This window comes from Nitrosomonas eutropha, assembly GCF_003201195.1.
GTDB classification, from domain to species: Bacteria; Pseudomonadota; Gammaproteobacteria; order Burkholderiales; family Nitrosomonadaceae; genus Nitrosomonas; species Nitrosomonas eutropha.
This window is the reverse complement of record NZ_QICQ01000021.1, coordinates 30,500-52,128: the sequence shown is the minus strand read 5'-3', so window position 1 is coordinate 52,128 and position 21,629 is coordinate 30,500. Positions and strand designations below refer to the sequence as shown.

22 protein-coding genes, 1 tRNA gene and 2 pseudogenes are annotated in these 21,629 nt (G+C 45.2%); 7 read left to right on the top strand and 18 right to left on the bottom strand.

Annotated elements, in window-relative coordinates:
- The first annotated feature begins 299 nt into the window (after positions 1-299).
- From C8R14_RS08645 to C8R14_RS08635, 3 genes are all read left to right on the top strand, one after another.
- Complete coding sequence (locus C8R14_RS08645; RefSeq protein WP_011634195.1) at positions 300-539, top strand: hypothetical protein; 240 nt, start codon at positions 300-302, stop codon at positions 537-539.
- A gap of 565 nt (positions 540-1,104) precedes the next feature.
- Complete coding sequence (locus C8R14_RS08640; RefSeq protein ID WP_041353469.1) at positions 1,105-1,956, top strand: HDOD domain-containing protein; 852 nt, start codon at positions 1,105-1,107, stop codon at positions 1,954-1,956.
- Positions 1,919-3,634: an adenylate/guanylate cyclase domain-containing protein gene (locus tag C8R14_RS08635; protein ID WP_107818414.1), complete on the top strand. Its 1,716-nt coding sequence runs from the start codon at positions 1,919-1,921 to the stop codon at positions 3,632-3,634. Before C8R14_RS08640 ends, C8R14_RS08635 begins: the two co-directional genes overlap by 38 nt.
- Here the strand turns inward: C8R14_RS08635 and C8R14_RS13360 are convergent.
- Complete coding sequence (locus C8R14_RS13360) at positions 3,615-3,830, bottom strand: hypothetical protein (RefSeq protein ID WP_143000389.1); 216 nt, start codon at positions 3,828-3,830, stop codon at positions 3,615-3,617. The two genes, C8R14_RS08635 and C8R14_RS13360, sit on opposite strands and share 20 nt — an antisense overlap.
- A gap of 165 nt (positions 3,831-3,995) precedes the next feature.
- On the opposite strand from C8R14_RS13360, the gene dksA reads away from it, so the two are divergent.
- Entirely contained in the window at positions 3,996-4,421 is a 426-nt protein-coding gene (gene dksA, locus C8R14_RS08630; RefSeq protein WP_011634192.1) for an RNA polymerase-binding protein DksA, read from the top strand.
- 99 nt (positions 4,422-4,520) lie between these two features.
- Here dksA and C8R14_RS14100 read toward each other — a convergent pair whose 3' ends face one another.
- Entirely contained in the window at positions 4,521-4,646 is a 126-nt protein-coding gene (locus C8R14_RS14100) for a hypothetical protein (protein WP_258333016.1), read from the bottom strand.
- Here C8R14_RS14100 and C8R14_RS08625 point away from each other — a divergent pair.
- Together C8R14_RS08625 and C8R14_RS14405 are read left to right on the top strand one after the other, a co-directional pair.
- Positions 4,602-5,021, top strand: a pseudogene (locus C8R14_RS08625) (transposase); the annotation flags it as partial. The gene C8R14_RS14100 and the pseudogene C8R14_RS08625 overlap by 45 nt on opposite strands.
- 22 nt (positions 5,022-5,043) lie before the next feature.
- Positions 5,044-5,364 (top strand): annotated as a pseudogene (locus tag C8R14_RS14405) (tyrosine-type recombinase/integrase); the annotation flags it as partial.
- Here C8R14_RS14405 and C8R14_RS08615 read toward each other — a convergent pair.
- From C8R14_RS08615 to secA, 7 genes are all read right to left on the bottom strand, one after another.
- Positions 5,365-5,440: transfer RNA gene (locus C8R14_RS08615), tRNA-Thr, on the bottom strand.
- 16 nt (positions 5,441-5,456) lie between these two features.
- Positions 5,457-5,885 (bottom strand): ClpXP protease specificity-enhancing factor, encoded by a 429-nt coding sequence (locus tag C8R14_RS08610; protein WP_011634189.1) that lies wholly within the window; start codon positions 5,883-5,885, stop codon positions 5,457-5,459.
- The gene (locus tag C8R14_RS08605) at positions 5,882-6,481 is read right to left on the bottom strand and encodes a glutathione S-transferase N-terminal domain-containing protein (RefSeq protein ID WP_011634188.1); all 600 of its coding nucleotides are present in this window, start codon (positions 6,479-6,481) and stop codon (positions 5,882-5,884) included. The genes C8R14_RS08610 and C8R14_RS08605 overlap by 4 nt, the downstream gene beginning before the upstream one ends.
- A gap of 51 nt (positions 6,482-6,532) precedes the next feature.
- Entirely contained in the window at positions 6,533-7,237 is a 705-nt protein-coding gene (locus C8R14_RS08600) for a cytochrome c1 (protein ID WP_011634187.1), read from the bottom strand.
- Positions 7,234-8,481: a cytochrome b gene (locus C8R14_RS08595; RefSeq protein ID WP_011634186.1), complete on the bottom strand. Its 1,248-nt coding sequence runs from the start codon at positions 8,479-8,481 to the stop codon at positions 7,234-7,236. The genes C8R14_RS08600 and C8R14_RS08595 overlap by 4 nt, the downstream gene beginning before the upstream one ends.
- 1 nt (position 8,482) lies before the next feature.
- Positions 8,483-9,088: a ubiquinol-cytochrome c reductase iron-sulfur subunit gene (gene petA / locus C8R14_RS08590; RefSeq protein ID WP_011634185.1), complete on the bottom strand. Its 606-nt coding sequence runs from the start codon at positions 9,086-9,088 to the stop codon at positions 8,483-8,485.
- A gap of 179 nt (positions 9,089-9,267) precedes the next feature.
- Positions 9,268-11,997, bottom strand: a complete 2,730-nt coding sequence (gene secA / locus C8R14_RS08585; protein WP_011634184.1) for a preprotein translocase subunit SecA — start codon at positions 11,995-11,997, stop codon at positions 9,268-9,270.
- A 492-nt stretch (positions 11,998-12,489) separates the two neighbouring features.
- Here secA and C8R14_RS08580 point away from each other — a divergent pair, with 492 nt between their 5' ends.
- On the top strand, positions 12,490-12,945 hold the full coding sequence (locus tag C8R14_RS08580; protein ID WP_110332597.1) for a DciA family protein: 456 nt from the start codon (positions 12,490-12,492) through the stop codon (positions 12,943-12,945).
- 10 nt (positions 12,946-12,955) lie between these two features.
- On the opposite strand, the gene C8R14_RS08575 is transcribed toward C8R14_RS08580, so the two are convergent.
- From C8R14_RS08575 to C8R14_RS08535, 9 genes are all read right to left on the bottom strand, one after another.
- Positions 12,956-13,603, bottom strand: coding sequence for a DUF2959 domain-containing protein (locus C8R14_RS08575; RefSeq protein ID WP_011634182.1), 648 nt, complete (start codon positions 13,601-13,603; stop codon positions 12,956-12,958).
- A 60-nt stretch (positions 13,604-13,663) separates the two neighbouring features.
- Complete coding sequence (locus C8R14_RS08570; protein WP_011634181.1) at positions 13,664-14,632, bottom strand: hypothetical protein; 969 nt, start codon at positions 14,630-14,632, stop codon at positions 13,664-13,666.
- A gap of 13 nt (positions 14,633-14,645) precedes the next feature.
- On the bottom strand, positions 14,646-15,629 hold the full coding sequence (locus C8R14_RS08565; RefSeq protein ID WP_107818413.1) for a diacylglycerol kinase family protein: 984 nt from the start codon (positions 15,627-15,629) through the stop codon (positions 14,646-14,648).
- A gap of 1 nt (position 15,630) precedes the next feature.
- Positions 15,631-16,848 carry a CDP-alcohol phosphatidyltransferase family protein gene (locus tag C8R14_RS08560; protein WP_011634179.1) on the bottom strand — a complete coding sequence of 406 codons (1,218 nt, stop codon included), beginning with the start codon at positions 16,846-16,848 and terminating at the stop codon, positions 15,631-15,633.
- A 16-nt stretch (positions 16,849-16,864) separates the two neighbouring features.
- A complete protein-coding gene (lptG, locus tag C8R14_RS08555; RefSeq protein ID WP_011634178.1) occupies positions 16,865-17,923 on the bottom strand; it encodes an LPS export ABC transporter permease LptG in 1,059 nt (352 codons plus the stop codon).
- Positions 17,923-18,996, bottom strand: coding sequence for an LPS export ABC transporter permease LptF (gene lptF, locus C8R14_RS08550; protein ID WP_011634177.1), 1,074 nt, complete (start codon positions 18,994-18,996; stop codon positions 17,923-17,925). Before lptF ends, lptG begins: the two co-directional genes overlap by 1 nt.
- Positions 18,997-19,014: 18 nt before the next feature.
- Positions 19,015-19,830 carry a nucleotidyltransferase family protein gene (locus C8R14_RS08545; protein WP_011634176.1) on the bottom strand — a complete coding sequence of 272 codons (816 nt, stop codon included), beginning with the start codon at positions 19,828-19,830 and terminating at the stop codon, positions 19,015-19,017.
- Positions 19,831-19,881: 51 nt separating this feature from the next.
- Entirely contained in the window at positions 19,882-21,039 is a 1,158-nt protein-coding gene (locus C8R14_RS08540; protein WP_110332596.1) for an N-acetyltransferase, read from the bottom strand.
- A gap of 89 nt (positions 21,040-21,128) precedes the next feature.
- Positions 21,129-21,608: a hypothetical protein gene (locus C8R14_RS08535; RefSeq protein WP_011634174.1), complete on the bottom strand. Its 480-nt coding sequence runs from the start codon at positions 21,606-21,608 to the stop codon at positions 21,129-21,131.
- Positions 21,609-21,629 lie beyond the last annotated feature (21 nt).

Genomic DNA, 21,629 nt, shown 5'->3' with positions numbered 1-21,629 from the left:
GTGACTGGGAAAAGCTCATTAATTGGTGGCTGGATCATATAGGGGAAAATGACCCGCTACTGCGCAATACGACCCTTGACCAATGTCGGAGGGACGCTGAAGCCAGAAAGTATTTTATGGAGCACGCCATCCTTGAGAGAAGGAAAGATTAAACACAACCAGTGGTTTAATTATTGAAGGAGACATGAAATGTCAAAGAATGCCGAATGATTGAAAAAATATTGAGAGAAGGAAAGATTAAACACAACCAGTGGTTTAATTATTGAAGGAGACATGAAATGTCAAAGAATGCCGAATGATTGAAAAAATACCGTGCCAAGATGGATGATGCTGGATTTAGGCGGCTGAGCTTTTATGTATGCCCTGAATTGGGGCAACTACTGGATAGGGAGCATCGCCCTTCAGAGTGCAGAGGGCGTACCCTGGAGCGCTTGCTATTGGGTAAGGCTGCAAAGCGTCCTGATTATTGGACGGAAGAAGAACGAGCGCGCAGGACGGCAAAGTGCCAGGCAATCATGAAAAAATTCAAGCTATCTTAACGTAACGATAGGGGAATTTTCAACCACCGACATACACACGCGCGATAATGGAAATCACCACTACCGAGGAAGCCTGAAATTTTAAGGTGTCCGCGTGGTGGTGGTTAGTGACATTTCAAAAAACGGGTAGAAAACTGGGTGTTTTAGAGATCCATAAATCCAATACTCCCTTATATACGTCATTTCCAATGATTATTCGAATCCCGCCTTCAAAAAAGCCTCATCCTGTATATGGATGGGGCTTTTTTGCACCAATCTGCTGTCCTGCAACAACCCGGTAATGACCCAGTCACGCCTAACCTTGAACAATACACCATTAAATTCTCATTGAAGAAAACACAGAAGCCATGAAATAGCTGACTACTTTTCAAGCTTGCCCTTTGAGAGCAATCGCTATGGTCTGTGCCTTCCTGTGGTTACCAATGTGAAACGGGAACAGGCCCTAAATCCAGACAAATTTCATATATTTCCTCAGCTGTTTATCAAGCCTGCTTTATAAATGCCGTTGTTTTAGCTCATAACAACATAAAAACTTTTATTATTGCGAGCTCGGTATCCATAAGCTATGAATCGATGCATTATTGACTACAAAACAATAAAATCCACGCAACCGGAGATTATCTCCAGGATTATCGAAATTGATGAAGAATCCTCGAACTGTTTCAGGGAGATGGATTGTTTGTTGCGCTCTGATCAGGTGGTTGCATCGTTCATTCTCAGAGTGGCCAATTCACCTATTTATAACCGCAGTCAACCGATTAGAACGCTGCCTATCGCAATCAGCCTGCTAGGAATCAACATCATTCGTTCCCTAGTCATACTGGCCTTTTCACGCTCGGTATTCTCTAAAAACAAAAATACATTAGTACGTACACATATCTGGCAGCACTCACTATTAGTTGCAATTGCAAGTTACAACATCTGTTCTGAATTAGGTAAATCAGCGGATTGTGAAGAAGCTTTTGTTGCCGGTCTGGTGCATGATATTGGCAAAATTCTGCTTTTTACCCATGCACGCAAGGATTATATGGATGCCCTCACCCATGCACTTGAGAGCGATTGTTCAAGCAGGGAGGCGGAGCAGAAATTCCTGGGAACGGATCATTATCAGATTGGTGAGCAAGCGGTCAGGGCATGGAAACTTCCATCGCAGTTTCAACTATATGTCGGCACTGATCTCGATCAGCTGATACCCGGGCAAACTGAAAACAAAATCCAGCTTTGGCTGGCCATTGCCAATAATCTGATCAAAGGTGCCGGTATTGGTGCCAACCCCTGTGATCTGGATGTTCGCAAGGAGAAATTGATAGCTTACGGGCTAAGTGAAGAATATGCCGATCACCTACTCGACGAGGCGTTCTTTCAAAAATTGATCAATGATGAAATCTATCAATTCTGTGCAAATGATCACAGCTAAAACACCTTTTGCAGCAAATTCAAGTGAAGCCAGGCCGATCGCTATTCGATCCAGTTACCCGATCATCATTACTTCGCTTGAGCAAAATATCTGGCAAGAGCTTGAACGAAAAATTGCACACTCACTGGAACGTTTGTGTTGCCAGCGCCTACTGGATTCAACCGTACTGCTATTACACAAGCTGATTACGAATCTGGTTAAAACCATGCATCGTCATGCTTTCCAGCAGGCAATTGAAGGTGATCTCGGTCTTAATGTCGCCAGCAGGAATAGCGTATTTAATGAACTCCTGCAAAACGAACTGGTCATGCATGGCGATCGGAATATCGAGCAATTCTGTAAAGAGAACAATTTTCAGATCATGCTGACTTTCCCTGAAGAAAAAGATACTTTGATACAGATTGAATACCCGATCAGCTGTGACGATAGCGCCTATCTGGATAACAAGCTTGCCAGAGCAATCGGATTCGTATTGTCAAAACAGACTCATGATAAGTATTCGCCAGGATATTCTGCTGCCAGAATAGTAAGGAATATTGCAGAACATCACCTCTATCAGTCGCAGACAGGACACTCTCAATTGCTGACCTGTGCGGAGGAGTCAGATAAGGCCCAGGTTATTTTCAGCAAGCTGGGCTACAGCATTATCGTTTTCTCCAGCGCCGGGGATATTCTGGCTATATCACCCACAATTCTCAACAACCTGAAACTGGAAGTATCGCCTGTTTCAGCACATACCCTTGCAGGTATTATCCCCAGCCATTTTTATAATGATGTGTTGTGGGGGCTTGCGTTGGAATTACAGAATGGTTTGTTCGAGAACTACAGAACCCGCATCAGGCTGCCCCATGATGACAGCCTGTCGATACTTTTCAATATTAGTGGTTACCGTCACCATGACATGACAATCCACACGATGTGGCAAATCGTATCGCTGGATCACAAGGCCACTGACACACTGGCAGAAGGCTCTATCCTCAACGAAGCTCGTGTGCATAACATTACCCGTAATTATGTGCCTCAGCTAGTCGAGCAGAAAGCCAGAGAAATCGTCCGGCTGGGTGGCAATGCACTCCCTAATGAAGAATGTCAGCTTGCCGTTCTGTTTTGCGATATTGCCGGCTTTACCACTTACGTGGAAAACAATGAAAAAGAAGAATCCGTTATCCACACGCTCAATCTGATACTTGGCAGAATCACAAAAGCAGTCAAACAGCATGAAGGCGTCATCGACAAGTTCATGGGAGATTGCGTCATGGCGCTCTTCAAGGAACCATATAAAGCCGTACTGGCCGCACTCGACATTCACAAACATTCCCATGATTTCAATAGTCTGCGGATGCGTGCCAGCAAAGATCTGCTGCTATTGCGTATCGGCATCCATTGGGGAAAGGTTGTAATTGGCAATGTCGGTGCTTCAGGCAGGCTAGACTGGACAACAATTGGTGATGTTGTGAATACCGCTGCCCGGCTTGAGAAAAGTTGTTGTCCGGGCGCGATACTGATTAGTGAAGAATTACATGAAGCCATTGCACAGATTGATCACACCGAGATCAGCTTCAGCAAGCGCTTTTATCTCAAACTGAAAGGAAAACGCAACAAACAGGCTGTCCGCTACGTCCAGATAACCAGCCAACCTCTTTTGCATGATATTTTTATCACCCGTTCGAGAGCCTAAATTCAAGGAGATCATTGGGCACTGCCATATAACCCTGTGTGATCTCGGCTGGATCAAAATACAGAGCCAGGAGGGGAGAATTCTTGCTTCCCGATATCGACATACCAGCTGCTTTACCCTGTGAGCATTGCCCCGCTACTATCGCCCGGATAACTCCATAAGCCGATCCACCTCGCGATAATTCATCGTAACGCACTTCCCTCCATCGCTACTCCTCAAAACCAGAAAAGGGGACTACTGCCCCAAGTTAACATTTCCACATGAAAACTTGCTATTCCTTATTATTTCTGGTATTGATGACAGATTTCTTTTCCTCAACTCTACAATTATAAAGCGTATTATCAGAAGGAGCATGTCACGAATGGGTAAACAATTGGAATCAAACACCATTCCCCCTTATGAACCCAAAGCAGGTGAGGAATATATGAGCCCGGAGCAATTGGCACATTTCCGGAAAATACTGGAAGTCCAGCGGGCTGAACTTGGTAAGGAAATTGATCGTACTGTACACGTCATGCAGGAAGAATCCACAATTTTTGCTGACCCGGCTGACCGGGCCACCCAAGAATCTGACATGGCGCTGGAACTGCGCAGCCGTGACCGCGAACGCAAGCTGATCAAAAAAATTGGTGAAATCATCACCAAAATTGACGAGGGTGATTATGGTTATTGCGAAAAATGTGGTATCGAAATTGGCCTAAAGCGGCTGGAAGCTCGGCCAACAGCAACACTTTGTATCGACTGCAAGACCCTGGACGAAATCCGGGAAAGACAAGTCGCCAAATAACAGTTTAGGGCCTGTTCCCGTTTAATCTCAAGCTATTGATTTAAAGAAGCAAGCTCGTACGCTGTATTTCAACAGCAATACGAGCTTGCAATGTCACGATTACTGCTCAATGATGAGCCTGGTCGAAGCTGCTGACCATTTTTGTTTACTACACGCCAGTTCTGCAGGCATGCTGGGCACCACGGCCACTGGAAGAGCACCACCTTCATTGCGGGACTGCGTCACGATGCGATCACCGCTCCGTTAGTGCTCAACGGCCCAATGAACGGGGCCGCGTTTCTCGCCTATATTCATCAAACCTGCCTGTGCCCCACGCTGCAGCCAGGTGACATTGTGGTGGCCGACAACCTGTCTTGTCACAAGGTTCCAGGCGTCCGCGCAGCCATTGAAGCGGCAGGTGCCACGCTGCTCTACTTACCGCCGTATTCGCCTGATCTGAATCCAATCGAGAAAATGTTCTCCAAACTCAAAGCCCTATTACGCAAAGCCGCCAAACGAACCATGGATGCCTTATGGGCACAGATCGGCAAAGTGTTGGATCTGTTCACTCCGGAGGAGTGTGCCAACTACTTCGCTTCATGTGGATATGTAAACAAGTAAGCCAAAAATGCTCTAGTAAAATGTCTTTACATACAACGGACAGCCAATTACATAAGCCAATACCAAAGCATGGCGGAAGGCATTGATGCGTGCCGGTATCGAAAATTTCCGCTGGCATGAGCGACACACCTGGGCAAGTTGGTTAGCTCGAAGAGGTGCGCCTTTGAATGTGATCCAGGAGATGGGAGCTTGGGAATCAACCGAGATGGCGAAGTGTTATGCTCATCTCGCTCCCGAGTAATTCAGAAAACATGCAGAAGTGGTAGATGTTCTGCTGCTTCCTGACACAAATTTGACCGGAAAAATCAGCAGATTAGAAAACTCACCTACCCTATTGATTTAATGGTGCCGACAGCAAGAATCGAACTCGCGACCTTCTGATTACAAATCAGCTGCTCTACCAACTGAGCTATGCCGGCAAATAAAAAAATAAAACTATTTTACAATTTTTAAAAACGCTTTATCTCGTTGTTTACCTTCAACGGATAAAGCTTGGTCTTTCTGTAAAATAGAATCATCTATGTAACTCCCCTCGGTCCATCCCGTATTAATCTCCGGAATAAAGGTAAGTCCTTGCCCTGATTCTCGCGCAAATATTGCAGATACAGCTGCAATCATAATCCTGATTTTTTTTGGTACTCCATTGAACCGAGTTATAAATTGAATTATTTCATTATCAATCTGTAAGTCATTCACTGACTGGCTGCTTATATTAAGTATAATTTCTTTATTCTTAAATAACTCAGCCGGAATACCAGAACATCCATCTTCTAATGCTGAGATATAAGGGCAATATCCATTATTAATACACCACTCATGGACAGCACGTATTAAATAAGGTTTGATTGAAGAGACATTATTCATTTACGCATCAATTTTTCAGCTGGAGTCAATGCATCAATAAATAGCGGTCTGCTAAAAAGCCTTTCAGCATACTTTAGCAACGCAGCAGCCTGCTTTGGTAGCTTGATCCCATAGTGATCAAGCCTCCACAATAACGGAGCAATTGCCACATCCAGCATGGTATATTCATCTCCCAGCATATATCTCTGTTTGTCGAAGATAGGGGCAATCATTGCCAATCCATTCGCAATTTCTATGCGAATTTTGTCTGCTGCTTTTGGATTGCCCTGCTCCAGAGACTCAACATGGCTGAAAAGCTCCTTCTCAAATCGGTGTAATAGTAATCTCGCGCGAGCACGCATCACTGGTTCCGCAGGCATTAATTGCGGATGAGGAAAACGATCATCGATATATTCATTGATGATGTTTGCTTCATACAATACAAGATCTCTTTCAACCAGGATTGGCACTTTTCCGTGTGAACTAATTACAGCGATATCCTCAGGTATATTATTAGGATCAACATCGATAACCTGAAAATCCATATCCTTTTCATGCAATACAATTCGACAACGATGGCTGAAAGGACAAGTTGCTGTTGAATATAATGTCATCATAGCTTCTGTATAACAAGTAATTAATTTACAGAAGATAATTCTGAAGAATCTTCAATGTATATCTCTCCAGTATTCTTTCTTAAGCAGATAGGTTAGCCCAAGCATACCAAACAGAAACAGTAATACGATGACTCCAAGTTCTTTACGATAAGATGCATGTGGCTCACCTAAATAAACCATATAATTTACTAAATCAGCTACAAATTTATCGTATTCCCCTTTTGTCATCGTCCCGGATTTTGTTAAAACCAAATTTTTGGTTCCCGGTTCCAATGTCTGCCATCCTTGTAAATGATGCAGAACGTGAGGCATTGCAACTTTGTCAAAAGTCAAGTTATTCCAACCACTATAAGTGGACGTATCCTGATAAAAAGTACGTAAATAGGTATACAACCAATCTGCTCCACGGGATCGAGCGATAACAGATAAATCTGGAGGAGCCACACCGAACCATTGCTCAGCCTCTTTCTTTCTCATAGCTGCTTCCATAAGATCGCCAGTCTTTTGTCCGGTATGAATAAGTTCCGTACGAATATCATCCTCACTCATTCCGATATCACGATGTCGGTTATAGCGCATAAAATCAGCGCCATGACATGTGAGACAGTATTCAACGAAACTATTGGCACCACGTTTCAGCGATTCCTTATCAGTCCTATCTATAGGAGCTTTGTCTAACTCAACTTCCTGCCCGGAAGAATGTGCGACAAAAGGAGTTAGTAATACAGCCAGTAATAAAATTTTTATCATTCTCATTTTGTTACGTTCTCTGGTTCAGGTTTAACTTTATCTATTTTGCTATACCACGGCATCAGCAGAAAGAAAGCAAAATAAATCGTAGTAAAGATTTGTGCCAGTAAAGTATACAAAGGTGTTACCGATTTAGTCCCCAACCACCCGAGAACAAAAAAGCTGATCACAAAAAGAGTCAACGCAATTTTAAAATAGGGTCCTTTATAGCGGATTGATTTAACCGGACTGCGGTCCAGCCAAGGCAGGAAACAAAAGATAACTACAGCCGCCGCCATTAAAATCACACCCCATAATTTGGCATCCACACCCAAAAAGTTCACTGTCACTGCACGCAACATGGAGTAATATGGAGTGAAATACCATACTGGAGCAATATGATCCGGGGTATGTAAAGGATTGGCTGGTATAAAATTATTATCTTCCAGAAAATATCCACCCATCTCTGGTGCAAAGAAAATAATCCCACAGAACACAATCAAAAATCCCACTGCTCCAAAGATATCCTTGACCGTGTAATAAGGATGAAACGGTATGCCATCGACCGGGATCCCGGTTTGTGGATCTTTGTTAGCCTTGATTTCTATACCATCAGGATTATTGGATCCCGTTTCGTGCAAAGCAATGATATGTACAAACACCAGCACTACAATCAAAACAGGAAGTGTTACCACGTGATAAGCAAAAAACCGGTTTAAAGCTGCATCCGACAGCATGAAGTCACCGAGAATCCAGTTTGACAAGGTATCGCCTATAAGTGGTATTGCTCCGAACATACTGACGATAACCTGAGCTCCCCAATAGGACATTTGCCCCCATGGCAAAATATATCCTGTAAAGGCCAGGCTCATCAGAACAAAAAATATGGCCATACCTATCAACCACAGCAATTCACGCGGCTTTCGGTAAGATCCGTACATCATTCCGCGAAACATGTGCAGATAAACCACCACAAAAAACATGGAAGCACCAGTTGAATGCATATATCTGATCAACCAGCCAAAATCCACATCTCGCATGATATATTCAACCGACGCGAAGGCCATTCCGGCATCTGGTTTATAACTCATGGTCAGAAAAATACCTGTCAGCAGCTGATTAACCAGCACCAATAACGCTAACGATCCAAAGTAATACCAAAAATTGAAATTCTTGGGAGCATAATATTCAGATAGATGCGCTTTCCAAGTAGAAGTCAATGGAAAACGCTCGTCTATCCATTTTATCATTGAATTTTGCTGTTTATTCATTTTAGGCGGACTCTTTACTGTCAGAACCAACCAAAAGTTGGTTATCACTTAAATAGGTATAAGGAGGTACTACCAGATTGGTAGGAGCCGGTACGTTTTTGTAGACACGTCCAGCCAAGTCAAACTTGGATCCATGACAAGGGCAAAAGAACCCCCCTAGCCAGTCTTCACCTAGATCAGCAGGCGCTATATCCTTCCGATATACCGGGGAACATCCAAGATGCGTACAAACTCCCAGCACAACCAGTATCTGGGGTTTGATTGATCTTGTCGGGTTTTGCGCGTAAGGAGGCTGTTGATCTCGCTCAGAGTTCGGGTCAGCCAGCTGGTCATTTAATTTCTTCAGATCATCCAACATTTCAGAAGTACGCTTCAGTACCCAAACAGGCTTTCCTCGCCATTCAGCTGTCAGCAGCATACCTGGTTCCAGCTTACTGATATCCACTTCAACCGGTGCCCCTGCAGCTTTAGCTCGTTCGCTAGGCATCATACTACGCAAAAAAGGTGTCGCCACACCCGCGCCAGCAACCACCCCAGCAACCGAAGTGGCCACCAGTAAAAAGCGGCGTCGCCCGCTCATCTTTCCGTTATCACCACTGTCTGTCATTTTCTAACAATTCCATTTCATTAATTACCAGCTAATCAATAACACACTTAATTCCGGCACCTTGAAGCACATGAATTTCTAAAATGGCACCCTGGCACCCTCCTAAAAAGCGCGATTATTTTAGCATAGACTATACTCGCCAAGATAGATTGATTACTATCGACTAATTGATATGGGCCTTAATCTAATTTACCATGACATTGCTTATATTTCCTGCCTGATCCACAAGGACATGGATCATTCCGTCCAATCTTGTCACTTTTACGTACAAATGGTTGTTGCTTGGCTTCATGACCCTCCGTGACTGATTGATGCTCCTCTTCCGCCTCACTATAAGCAGCGTGATGATATTGCAAATTTTTCGGGGTTGAGGTTTCTGCTACTGATTCAACCTGCTGCTCACTACGGATTTGTACGGTCATAAGAATTTTTGTTACATCAGCTTTAATCGCGTCGAGCATCCCCGCAAACAGCTCAAAAGCTTCCCTTTTATATTCCTGCTTAGGATTTTGTTGAGCATAGCCGCGCAAATGAATCCCTTGTCTCAAATGATCCAGCGCAGCCAAATGCTCACGCCAATGTGAATCTATACTGTGCAACATCACCATACGCTCATATTGATTCATGATTGATGCACCCACTTGTTCGACTTTACCCTGATAGCTGGTGTTCACAGATTCCATGATACGGCTACGCAGATTTTCTTCATGCAGTTCACTATCAGCTTCCAACCATTCCTGCACGGGAATTCGCAAGAGAAATTCACTGGCCAAAGCTTTCTCTAACCCAGGAACATCCCATTGTTCTTCTATACTTTGTGCAGGAATATAAAGACCAATTAGTTGGTTTATCACACTCTCACGAATAGCACTAACGGTTTCTGAAATACCTTGCTCGGCATCCAGCAACTCGTTGCGCTGCTGATAAATAACCTTGCGCTGATCATTGGCCACATCATCGTATTCCAGTAATTGCTTGCGAATATCAAAATTTCTGGCTTCGACTTTTCTCTGAGCATTTTCTATTGCACGCGTCACCCATGGATGTTCGATTGCCTCTCCCTCTGGCATTTTAAGGCGCGTCATAATATTCGCTACCCGGTCGGAAGAAAAAATACGTAACAGTGGATCTTCTAGGGAAAGATAAAAACGGCTGGAGCCCGGATCACCCTGCCGGCCGGAACGTCCACGCAGCTGATTATCAATCCGGCGTGATTCATGCCGTTCAGTGCCAATGATATGCAATCCTCCCAGCTTGATTACCTCATCATGCCTGACTTGCCACGCTTGGCGGGTTTCCTTTATTTTTTCTGTTTTGGTCATATCATCAAGAGCATCATCTACCCGAATACGATTGATTACCTGCTCCAGATTTCCGCCTAGCACAATATCCGTTCCTCGACCAGCCATATTAGTCGCTATGGTCACCATCTTCGACTGCCCTGCCTGAGCGATGATATCGGCCTCCCGTTCATGCTGCTTGGCGTTGAGAACCTGATGAGGTAGCTTCTCTTTTGTCAGCATGGTTGATAGCAATTCATTATTTTCGATTGAGCCAGTTCCAACCAGAACTGGCTGTCCACGCTCGTAACAGCTTTTGATATCCGCAATAATCGCCTGATATTTTTCTCGTGCCGTACGAAAAACCTGATCCATACGATCTTCCCGTGCGATCGGACGGTGAGTTGGAATGACAACCGTCTCCAATCCATAGATTTGCTGAAACTCAAATGCCTCCGTATCAGCAGTACCGGTCATACCGGCAAGTTTTTCATACATCCTGAAATAGTTCTGAAAGGTGATAGATGCCAAAGTTTGATTTTCTTTCTGAATTGAAACATTTTCTTTGGCTTCAACAGCCTGGTGCAATCCCTCCGACCAGCGCCTTCCCGGCATTAAACGACCAGTAAATTCATCTACAATAACCACCTCATCGTTCTGCACAACATAATGCTGATCGCGGTTGTATAACGCATGCGCACGCAATCCCGCATTAAGGTGGTGAATCAAAGTAATATTAGCTGGATCATACAAACTGGATTCCGCTGGCAGCAAGCCAACCTCACCCAGTAATTTTTCAGCATGTATAAATCCTTCCTCGCTCAGTAATACCTGTTGCGTTTTTTCATCCACACTATAATCACCCGGACTATTTTCATCCTTCTGCCGAGTAAGCCGGGGAATCAATACGTCAACGCGTTTATAGACTTCGGTATCCCCTTCAGCCATGCCAGAAATGATCAAAGGCGTTCGGGCTTCATCAATAAGGATCGAATCAACCTCGTCCACAATTGCAAAGTTAAGCACGCGTTGTACCCGCTCTGCGCTATGCCCCACCATATTGTCACGCAGGTAATCAAAGCCATATTCGTTGTTCGTACCGTAAGTTATATCTGCACCATAAGCAGCTTGTTTATCTTCATGAGGCATCTGTGACAAAACCACCCCGACACTCAATCCGAGGAATTGATAAATTTGCCCCATCCATTCAGCATCGCGCTTCGCCAGATAATCATTGACTGTAACAATATGCACTCCCTTTCCGGAAAGCGCATTAAGATAGATTGGTAAGGTGGCCATCAATGTCTTTCCCTCACCGGTACGCATCTCGGCGATTTTCCCTTCATGCAGCACCATTCCGCCGATTAGCTGTACATCGAAATGACGCATGCCAAGAACACGTTTACTCGCCTCCCTGACTACGGCAAACGCTTCTGGCAGCAATTGATCCAGTTTTTCGCCATTTGAGATACGTTGCTTGAACTCGCTCGTCTTGTCACGCAGCTCCTCATCCGACAGTGGTGAAATGACAGCTTCCAGCTCATTGATGGTGCGGACGATCCTTGAATATTGCTTTACCAATCGATCGTTACGACTACCAAAAATACCTTTTAGTAAATTACTCAGCATGGGAAATTGTTGTTTATCTATTGATGTAAAAATGCACTGTAATACAGATCAACTATCAAACATGATCTATTTCACAGCAGGGGGAAGCAGAGGGGTACTGAAATTGCTTGCTAGCTGATTCATGATCAAACCAGAATAATGTTATAGAAAATGCATGCAAGCGCATAATAGTTGCAGATACGTAACGAGGATAAATGATACACATTATATTTGGATTCAGTGCGTTAAGTAGTGCTTGCTGTGACCCGCACTTTTCTTATTTACGCAATCATTTATCTGGCTGAGCATCAACTGATCTAATTCATCGTATGTCAGGATAAATTCCGCAGCGACACATCAAATCGTTGCGATAGTAAAGTCCGATCATACTACCATAATCGAAATGATAAGCAGAAAAGACAATAACTGTTTTGGTACTGAGCATATTGTCTCAAACCCTGATTATCCAGCATAATCTTCAATATTTATAATATGTATACAAAGCAAAATGGTATGTCCATCCTTAATCTAAGCAACTATCTGACAGTTCTGAGTAATACGCCCGATTATGGTCAATTATTTATCAAGGCAAGACATCTGGCAGAGGTACAAAAACACCTACTGGATATCATTCCATCTCAATTCAAAAATCGATGTACGGCAGGGCAGCATACCGCTGACGGCCTCTTGGTTATTTATGTGGATAACGGTGCTTCTGCCACTCGGCTACGCAACTTTGCCCCATCAATTCAACAAAAAATGAATAAAACCGGAATCAAGGTTGAAGATATCAGGTTTCGCATCCAGCCTCAGTTGCATTCCCAAGAATCTGAAGACACTCATGAAATTAAACGTTTACTGAGCCAGACTGCTGTTGAGCATCTGGACAGGCTATCCTGTTCATTACCAGCTGAATCCCCCTTGCAATCTTCCCTCAAAGCCTTGCTGGCAAACAGCCGTCATGAATAAAAATCGCTGTTTAACCCTTCTCCATATTGCTGATAAACGTATTGGCTTCATTTATAGATTTTTCCATCGCGGCAACCAGAATTGAGACATTCGATTGCAGTGTTTTCAATTCTCCTTTCAATGAAGCAATCGCCCGGGCATTTAGGTTATGTTTAAGATACATGACTTGATCATTAAAAACAGTCAACACAGGTTGTATTCTGGATTCAGCATTTTTCATGGCAGCAACAAGCTGTCTGTAATATGACTTCGTTGTATCGAGCTTTTCCTGGCTGCTTCGTTTTAAAGTCGAGTTTGAGTATTGTGTAATCTCCTGTTCCCACTCCCTGAACAATGCGGCCGAAACACTTTCGATATCCTCTATCCGGCTTCTGACTTCATTTGCCTTATCCACGCTTGCTTCGTATTCACGGTTCAGCTTTTTATAGACTCCTTCAAGATCGCCACCTTTAAAATTCGTGGCAACAGAAAATTGCTCCAAAGCTGATTTGAATTGCTCTCTAGTTTCTTCTTGCGTGTCCCTCGCCTTTTCCACGCGATAAACCAATATATCCCGTTTCGGGATGCCAACTTTCTCCAGCCCACTGTAATACATAGTAGAACAAGCAGTTAGAAGAACTGCAAAACCCATAACAAAAATTTGATTTGAATATTTCATTGTCGCGCCCCAATAAATCTCGTAAACCCTCGGTGAGGACTCAGAATATAGATATTAATCTCACCGCAGTACGCCACGCCGCAGTAATTGCCACATCACCTTATAGCCCCAGAGTATCGGATGGCGCCTTAACATCGGCGTAATCTCCACCTTGATGCCTGTATGCCGCTCAATTTTCCACGCAGCATAATCCAGACAATCCCGGAAAGTTATCGTCGCCTTGCTCAGGCGTAGTATTGATAAAACTCTTCCCTGCCAGCGCCGCAATCGCCATTGGATACGTGTACTTAATTTCTTTAGCGAGGTTACCGCTCCAATATGATACTGCTCATCAGTTTGCAAACTCAGCAATGGACTCAAGGCAGGTACGGCCGCTACGGTTAATTGGTTGTAGAACTCGGGATCAAGCTGTACTAAATGTTGAGCGCGTCCCTTGCGCTCAGCACGCAGCTCAGCTGCATAAGTCAGCATTAGCCCGGAAGTCCAGATTGTCTCCAGATTACTGGAGCCTGACTCAAGTACAGGCAACGTTGAACTGATAAATTTAAGTATGGCATGCGCCTGCGCACGGTAGATACGCTTCTGAATCTGGTCGTCACGTGTATAAAGCAATCTGGCCGGTTGCGAAAAACGCGCCCAGATATAGGGATGAAACCAGTGACGGGCGCCACGTTCAAAATCTGCTGTAGATATAACTGCATACTTTGCACGCATGACACCGGTTGAAGCGGGAATCTCCAGATAAAAGACATTTGGTGGCAACCAGGCATTCAGATAGGCCAGCAGATGATCGGAATAAGCTAGCTGATAATCACTGATCAGCACATAAAAATCGACAATACCTTCAGTCAGATCAGAAGTATGCAGGCATGAGCCGTATAGAACGATTGCATCCAGAGCCTCCCCGAAACGCTGTCTCAACGCATCAGTAAAGCCTTGAAATAACGGGTGTACAGGCTGAGCATCCTGGATCGCTATTTTCTGTATCAGGAGGTCAGGGATACTTTGCAAATCAACGGAATCACCCATTCAGATCTCTCTTTTAGAAAACACGGAACAGAATCGGGCCATCAGCCGTGATTTTTACTGGTCCGTACTGACTGGAAGCATGATAAAGCTCGCCATCCACGATATACTCATCATCCAGCCACAATTCAACTGAAGCTGCGTTATAACTGATATAGCCTTCCTCTCTTTTCAAGTGGTGGCCGCGCCCTGCGATCAGCGGCCAGATATTTCGCCAGAAGTGCTTACTGTGTTGCTCGACAAATGTTGTACGTAACGGCGCAGGTTCCTGCCCCCAATAAGGGCGAATGCCGAGCAATAATCTTTCCAGCGTGCTGACGAGCGCAAACAGATATACTTTTTCGCTCAAGGTACCCGTGTTATCTTCTTGAGTAATATGCACCGGGGCCCACTCAGTTTGTGGGCGTCCCAGAAAGGAGCCCACCAACGAACGTAGTACGATCAACACTGTAAAGATATTGCCAGTAATCCCCATGTGCTTAATCTGACTGTGCGAGAATTTCACGCCACGAGCAATCAAACCAAGGCCAAATATCATTCCGTATACATTTCTTGTACCGGCCTGTTCAATCCGCAATACTGGCCTCTTTATCCGCTTCACCTCACCAGGTTGGTGCACATATTGCCTGATTCTGGTCAAAATCTGCTCTGCCCGCCCATTCGTCCCTAGATCCAATGCAGTCATGTTGGTTGTTCCAGCCGGTACAATAGTGATTTCCGGCCATCTATCCAGCGACAAGCGTTCAAACAAACAACTGATCACACCTTGCAGAGTACCGTCTCCCCCCACAACAACCAGCCATTCAATCTTTGCTTCGATTATAGCGATAACAGCCTGCTCAAACTCAACTGGGCTGGTTGCCTGAATTTGTCTGATTTCCGGCAATGTTGCCAGAAGACTCTGCATCTGTGCGGCATGTTTACGAAACCAGCCTCCCAGCGGGTTGTAGATCAAACCTACCCTGGCAGATACAAAATCCCCCACAGAGTTACTGGTCATCTCATGTTGGCCTGACATATCGCTGGGAAAGAGACGGCCGGGTAAATACTCTGACTGCAAATTGCCGTCTGTCACGAACGGGATCAATGCCCTCCATCCATGAGTAAAGTACACCGTCCCGGGATCGGCTTTGCCAGGCGATAAACAGCCTGCAAATAAGGAAGAAGGTAGACAGACAATGCCACAGTACGACCAGAATGAATCCAATATCCGGCCTATCAACTATCCAGCCAGCAGTTAACAAGATCAAGTTCGGATTACGCCGTGCGGTAATTAGGCGGTGAAATGAATCGACCTTACGCCAGATGAAAATATCGAAAGAGGCCAGCCAGAACTGAAAGGCGCCTTCGCAAAGACGACCACCTATATAGCCAATAAACATTAACCAGGTGAATAATTCGAGATTGGTCAGCGGTGTGGTGGTAGTCATAAGACCAACACCCCAAGCCAGATACCATAAGGGCGGATGGATAATATCCAAACCATGATCTAATATATCGCCCACCTTGCTTGATGTCAGCGTAACGCGTGCCAGTTTGCCATCGACCGTATCCAGAAAAGTCATCAACCATGCCATGATCAGGCCGACACCAAACGCACCATACCAGAATGCCACGCCCGCCAGTACAGCCAGAACCAAGCTAAGTAATGTTACATGATTAGGCTTCAGTCCCAGCTGCACACACAGACGTGTAGCCATAAACGCTGGCCAAGGCCATAGCCATTTAGTGACCAGATCAGTCACACCTTTATAGGAGGCGGCAAAAAGCTCGGATTCAAGCGCGGCCTGGTTGCAACGCAGAATCGGCAGTACATAAGGTGGATCTTTCTTTTTCAGATTTTGCTGTACCTGAATCGGGAGGTCTTTTAAGGTGCAGCGTGGAAGATCATCGGGTACCGGCCGTTTCTCGCTCAATACTTCACACATCACACCAGCGTCGTTTCCGTCTGCCCGGATCGCCACTGGAATTTCATCCACAGGTGTAACAAGTACCGTGTGTTTATCCAATACCATCAGGGCATTGATCACTCTGGCATCGAACAGATAATCAGCCCGCAGCAACAACACGAAATCCGCTCCAGCCAATTGTGAAAGATCTTCTACCACAGCAGCTGTCCCGATTGAGCTCAGCATCCGTTCAAGACGAGTGCGCCCACTCACCCCCCACAAATTAGTTTTACTATTGCCGACAATATGAACAAAGAAAGTTGCAGACATGTTTATCTCAGAAAGTTCATCGTAACAGCCAATATGCTGCAATAACAATCAGAATTGATCCAGGTGCAATTGAAACAACGATAGGATTCAACTGAAATACCAGCCCGATATTAGCGATAATCTGATCGAGCAGATAAATACTGATCCCCATCAATGAAGCCAGAACCAGTTTTCCTCCCAATCCTTCACGCACCGAGCCAAAAATGAAGGGAATTGCTATCAAAATCATTGCAATAGTCATCACTACACTACCGACCTTGCGCCATAAAGCCATAACATAGGCATCCGCTTTCTGACCGGTCATCTTTAAGAATTCGGCATGGTGCAACAACTCCAATGGGGTCAGGCTTTCAGGCGGTTTTGTCAGTGTCGCGATATCTTCAGGGCCGAGAAACGAGTGCCACTGAAGTGCGTGTACTTTCCTGGAAAAGATACGATCTGGGGCAAACATACGTACAGTAACATCATGCAATTTCCACATACTTTTGTCGAAAATATCTGCATATTGCGCATGTATATGGGCAGTCATCAATCCCTGTTTATCAAAATGCATGACTTCGATATCTATTGCCCGCCCTTTATGCAGCATTTCACCAATACGCAATATATTCTGCTCATTACGTGTCCAGATTCCGAGCCCCTTCCCCAATTCCGCACTTTGCTCCAACGCCACCGCACGCAATACAATCGCCTGCTGTTGAAATTGTGGCGCCACCAAATACTCAAGTGCTATGGTTGAGGTGATAAGCCCCCCCCCGATTCCAATCGGGGCAAGGCTGATCATCAAAGGAGAAAATCCTGCCACGCGCATCGCCACCAATTCAAGGCTGACCGCTAACCCGCCTAGCGCACCTACTGTCCCCAGCAGCGCAATGAAAGGCGCAATCTGGATAAATCTGCGAGGCATCAGCATTGCCGTATACAGGAAAGCATCCCGGGTGGTATATGTTCCTTTCCCCACATCATCCAGCTGATCAAGCAGATCAAAAAAACTGAACAAGGGCAACAGCACCACAGTAGCAATAATCATCCCTGTCAAAACCTGCAAGGCGATGTAGCGATAACAGATCTTCACTATTTTCTTGCAGATAAGAATAACCTGAGCTCAGGCAGGCGCAATACAACAACCATGAGAAGCAATCCATATACCCACCAGATCCCCGGCACGGCAGCAACAACGCCCTGCTCCACCCAGGTTTTCGCTAATCCACTGAGGTTGTAATAAACAGCGAATACTAGCGCTGCAACAATAAATGTTCTATCAGCTTTATCTTTACGTGGCGCTGTCCGGGTAAAAGAAACCGCGATCAAAGCCAGCAAAATGGTTGCGGCTGGCCGGGAAAGCCGCCATTGTAATTCCGCTATCTCCTGCGGTTGCTCGGAATTCCATAATGATTGCGTTGATGCAGCCTTGCGTCGATAGTTTTGAGCTTGATCGTTTTCATTAAAGTAAATCATCTTTTCAAACTGAACAGTGCTATCCCTGGCTGCATCATATCCAAGACGATAGATTTTCCCGTCCAGCAATTCAATATACGGCCATTGCTCCTGTGTCATGGGCTGCTGGTAACCTTCTCGGGATACGATAATTTCTCTGTTTTCAGCTGTTCTGATGTAGTGAAAAATGCCTTCCATGCGTTTTTCAAGATCATCTTTTCCCCGGATAAAGATTACACGGCCACTTTTCTCACTACCGTAGAATCTTCCTGGCTGAAATCGATCAGTATTTAACTCAGCTTCAGCCTGTGCATTCATCACATAGCTTTCTGCATACGCCCACGGGCGAGCATAAATGGAAAGGACTCCACTGAGGACGGCAATGGGTAGGGCAATTATGAAAACAGTACGAATAATCTGGTTGTCACCATAACCGACAGAACGTAACACATTAATTTCCTGATCACGGTTCATCCGGCTTAAACCATGGATTACCGCAACATAAAAAGCAATCGGCACCAGCACTTCCAGCGCAATAATAGTTTTCAGCCCCACCAGTTTGAACATGGCTATGGCACCCAAGGTCTCAGCCACCGCCCCGGTTAAAAAACGCGCAACGCTGAAACTTACGAAAAGCCCGATCAGGATGATAGTTACTACGAAGAAAGGAAGTAATAGTTCCCGTGAGATATATCTTTCAATAATTCCCATGAAAGTCAGCTGTCCGTTCTACACCGGTGGATGTGTCGATATTGCTTTGGCCAGAACAGATTTTACCAGCTGTAAATCTTCCACTTTATCAACATCAATGCCTGCTTCAGGAAATGGCAAAATTACCGGACGCACCTGCACCCCTGTTTTTTCTGAAACTTCCTGTAGCGCCTGATCAAGCGTTAAACGTCCGGTCAGATATGACCAGACAGCTCGCCAACCCAGCACCCGGTTGATCAGTTTCCAGGGACGTTTGCGCAATGCCTCTGCCTGCTGCCAGAAATCCACCAGTGTGCGCCCCCGAGAATTGAATGTGAACAAGTTACAGCCACAGAAATTTCCATCACGCAAACGAATTACCGTGCGCCTGGCATTACCATATCTGTCTTGCAAAGTTTCATACCGGATGATCCCGACAGTCGCATCACATTCCAGATTGCGGGAGGCTTGCAAGAAATATTCCACAATTTCCGGCGTCAACAGGGCGTGATCGGCTGTCGTCAGCAAAATTCTTTGATGCATATCGATTTGCGAGAGCCCATGAACAGCACTACGGGCGGGTGAGTCCAGATTTTTCACCCAATCTACCTGCTTATTTTCTATACGTTGCTTGAGTTCTCCGCATGCAGATAGCAGCGATTCGGGCGGGCCGCACAGAAGAATAGATTTTATTTTGTTACAACCGCTCAAGGCATCGAGTACCCGGATAACCATTGGTTTTCCACAAACAGGGGCATAAGCCTTGCATGCCGCTCCCGTATACCTTGCCACAGGATCCTGATCACCCCGGTCGGCAGCCAATACCAGGGCAGCAAATTGATCGTTATCGCGCATCGCGAACAAAGCAGAATTTTGTCTTGCTGGATTGATTTGATCGCATCCTGATCATGCCAACGTTTTCTCATAAATACGATAACGCTTGTACTCTTTCCCTCCTATTCTTTCGAGAATTGCACGCATGGGCAGATTATCCTCAAAGACCCAGGATAATTCAACATGCTGAATACCCCTGGTTCTGGCTATTTTTCTTGGTGCATCAATAACCTTGAAGGCCAATGCCATCCCGGAGAGCGTATGATGAAATTGCTTGCGAACACCCATTAGGGGAACTCTTCCGGTGGTAATTGAATTGGATTTCAGTTTATTAACCAGGTGGAGCCAGCCAAAGGGAAAAAGATTTCCATTCAGATCTGGCAATACTTCATTCAGATTTGGTAGCACTGCCATGAAAGCGACAGGCTCCCCATCCATTTCTGCTATCTGGACGAATTCATCCGGAACCAGCCAGCGTAAAGAACTGCCCAGTTCGGCAAATTCTTCCTGCGTAAAGGGAACGAATCCCCAATTCCCCGACCATGCATCATTAAATATATTTCGCATGATCTCGATTTCCTCGCTAAACCGATTGCGTTGCAGCGTCCTGATCTTTATCCGATGCTGATATTTACGATCAATAGTCTGCATGGCGGGAGGCGATTCAAAATCTGTTTCAAGCCAGTAAGCCAGCAAATCCTTCCCGGGATGATAACCATTTTGTTCCAGCAGATTGACATACCACCGAGGTGAATACGGCATCATGAAAACAGGGGGGGTATCAAACCCCTGAACCAACAGGCCACACTCCTGGTTAATAGAAAAATTGAATGGCCCGCTGATCTGACGCGCTCCCCGTTTAACCAGCCAATCTTCAGCCGCCTGTATCAGCCCACTAAAAACGGTTTCATCATTAATTGATTCCAGCATACCAAAATGTCCGGTATCTGGTCCGTACCGCTGCCGATGCAGTTCATCTATCTGTGCACTAATTCTGCCAACAGGCTGATTATTACGGTAGGCGATCCATCCTTGCCACTGGGCATGCTTGAAATAGGGATTGAATCTGGAGAAATACAATCGCCGTTCCAGCCGAAGAGGAGGCACCCACAGCGGATCATCTGCATATACTTGCCAAGGTACATCAATAAACTTCCCTACTCCGCGAAAACCAGAAATCGGGAGAATTTCGATTTTTCCTTCCGATGGATGATCCGGGAATATGCTCATGTCCTCATTAATAAACAGGCTCGCTCAAGCTCAAGCAACGACTTGTCCGACAAATCGAACACTTCCTTCCGGATATAATTGCAACCTGATTATTTTTTGAACTGCTCAGTATAAACCAGCAAAACTGTAACCATTTGCTGAAAAGTCTGCTGCTGTTGATGCTGACTGAGTTGTTCTGCAGTAAAGTCCTGTGCATTTCCTCCAGGTAAACCTTCCTGCTCATTTCCACCTAGACGTGCAAACTGGTAGAACTTGTTCCATGCAACGTTATATTCACGCAACTGATTTTGTGGAATGAAATTTCTCAGGACTTCAAAGGCATCCCGCAACACAGGCAGGCGAGGCTGCATATAGGCCACCAGATCATCCGGCCAGCGAGTGGTCACCGGATACAAACCAATTAGTTCCTCGTGAAAAACAGAGTCGTAATATTCCACCGCTCCTGCTCGGCGCCGATGATTAATAATATCCACCCCCACCCCCACAACCAAAACCAAACCCAGCAGGGTAAATGGCCAAATCGGGGCATCATGAATATAGAGTGATACCTGTTCAATAAATTTTTCCAAAATATCCTCCTCTTTCCTCTA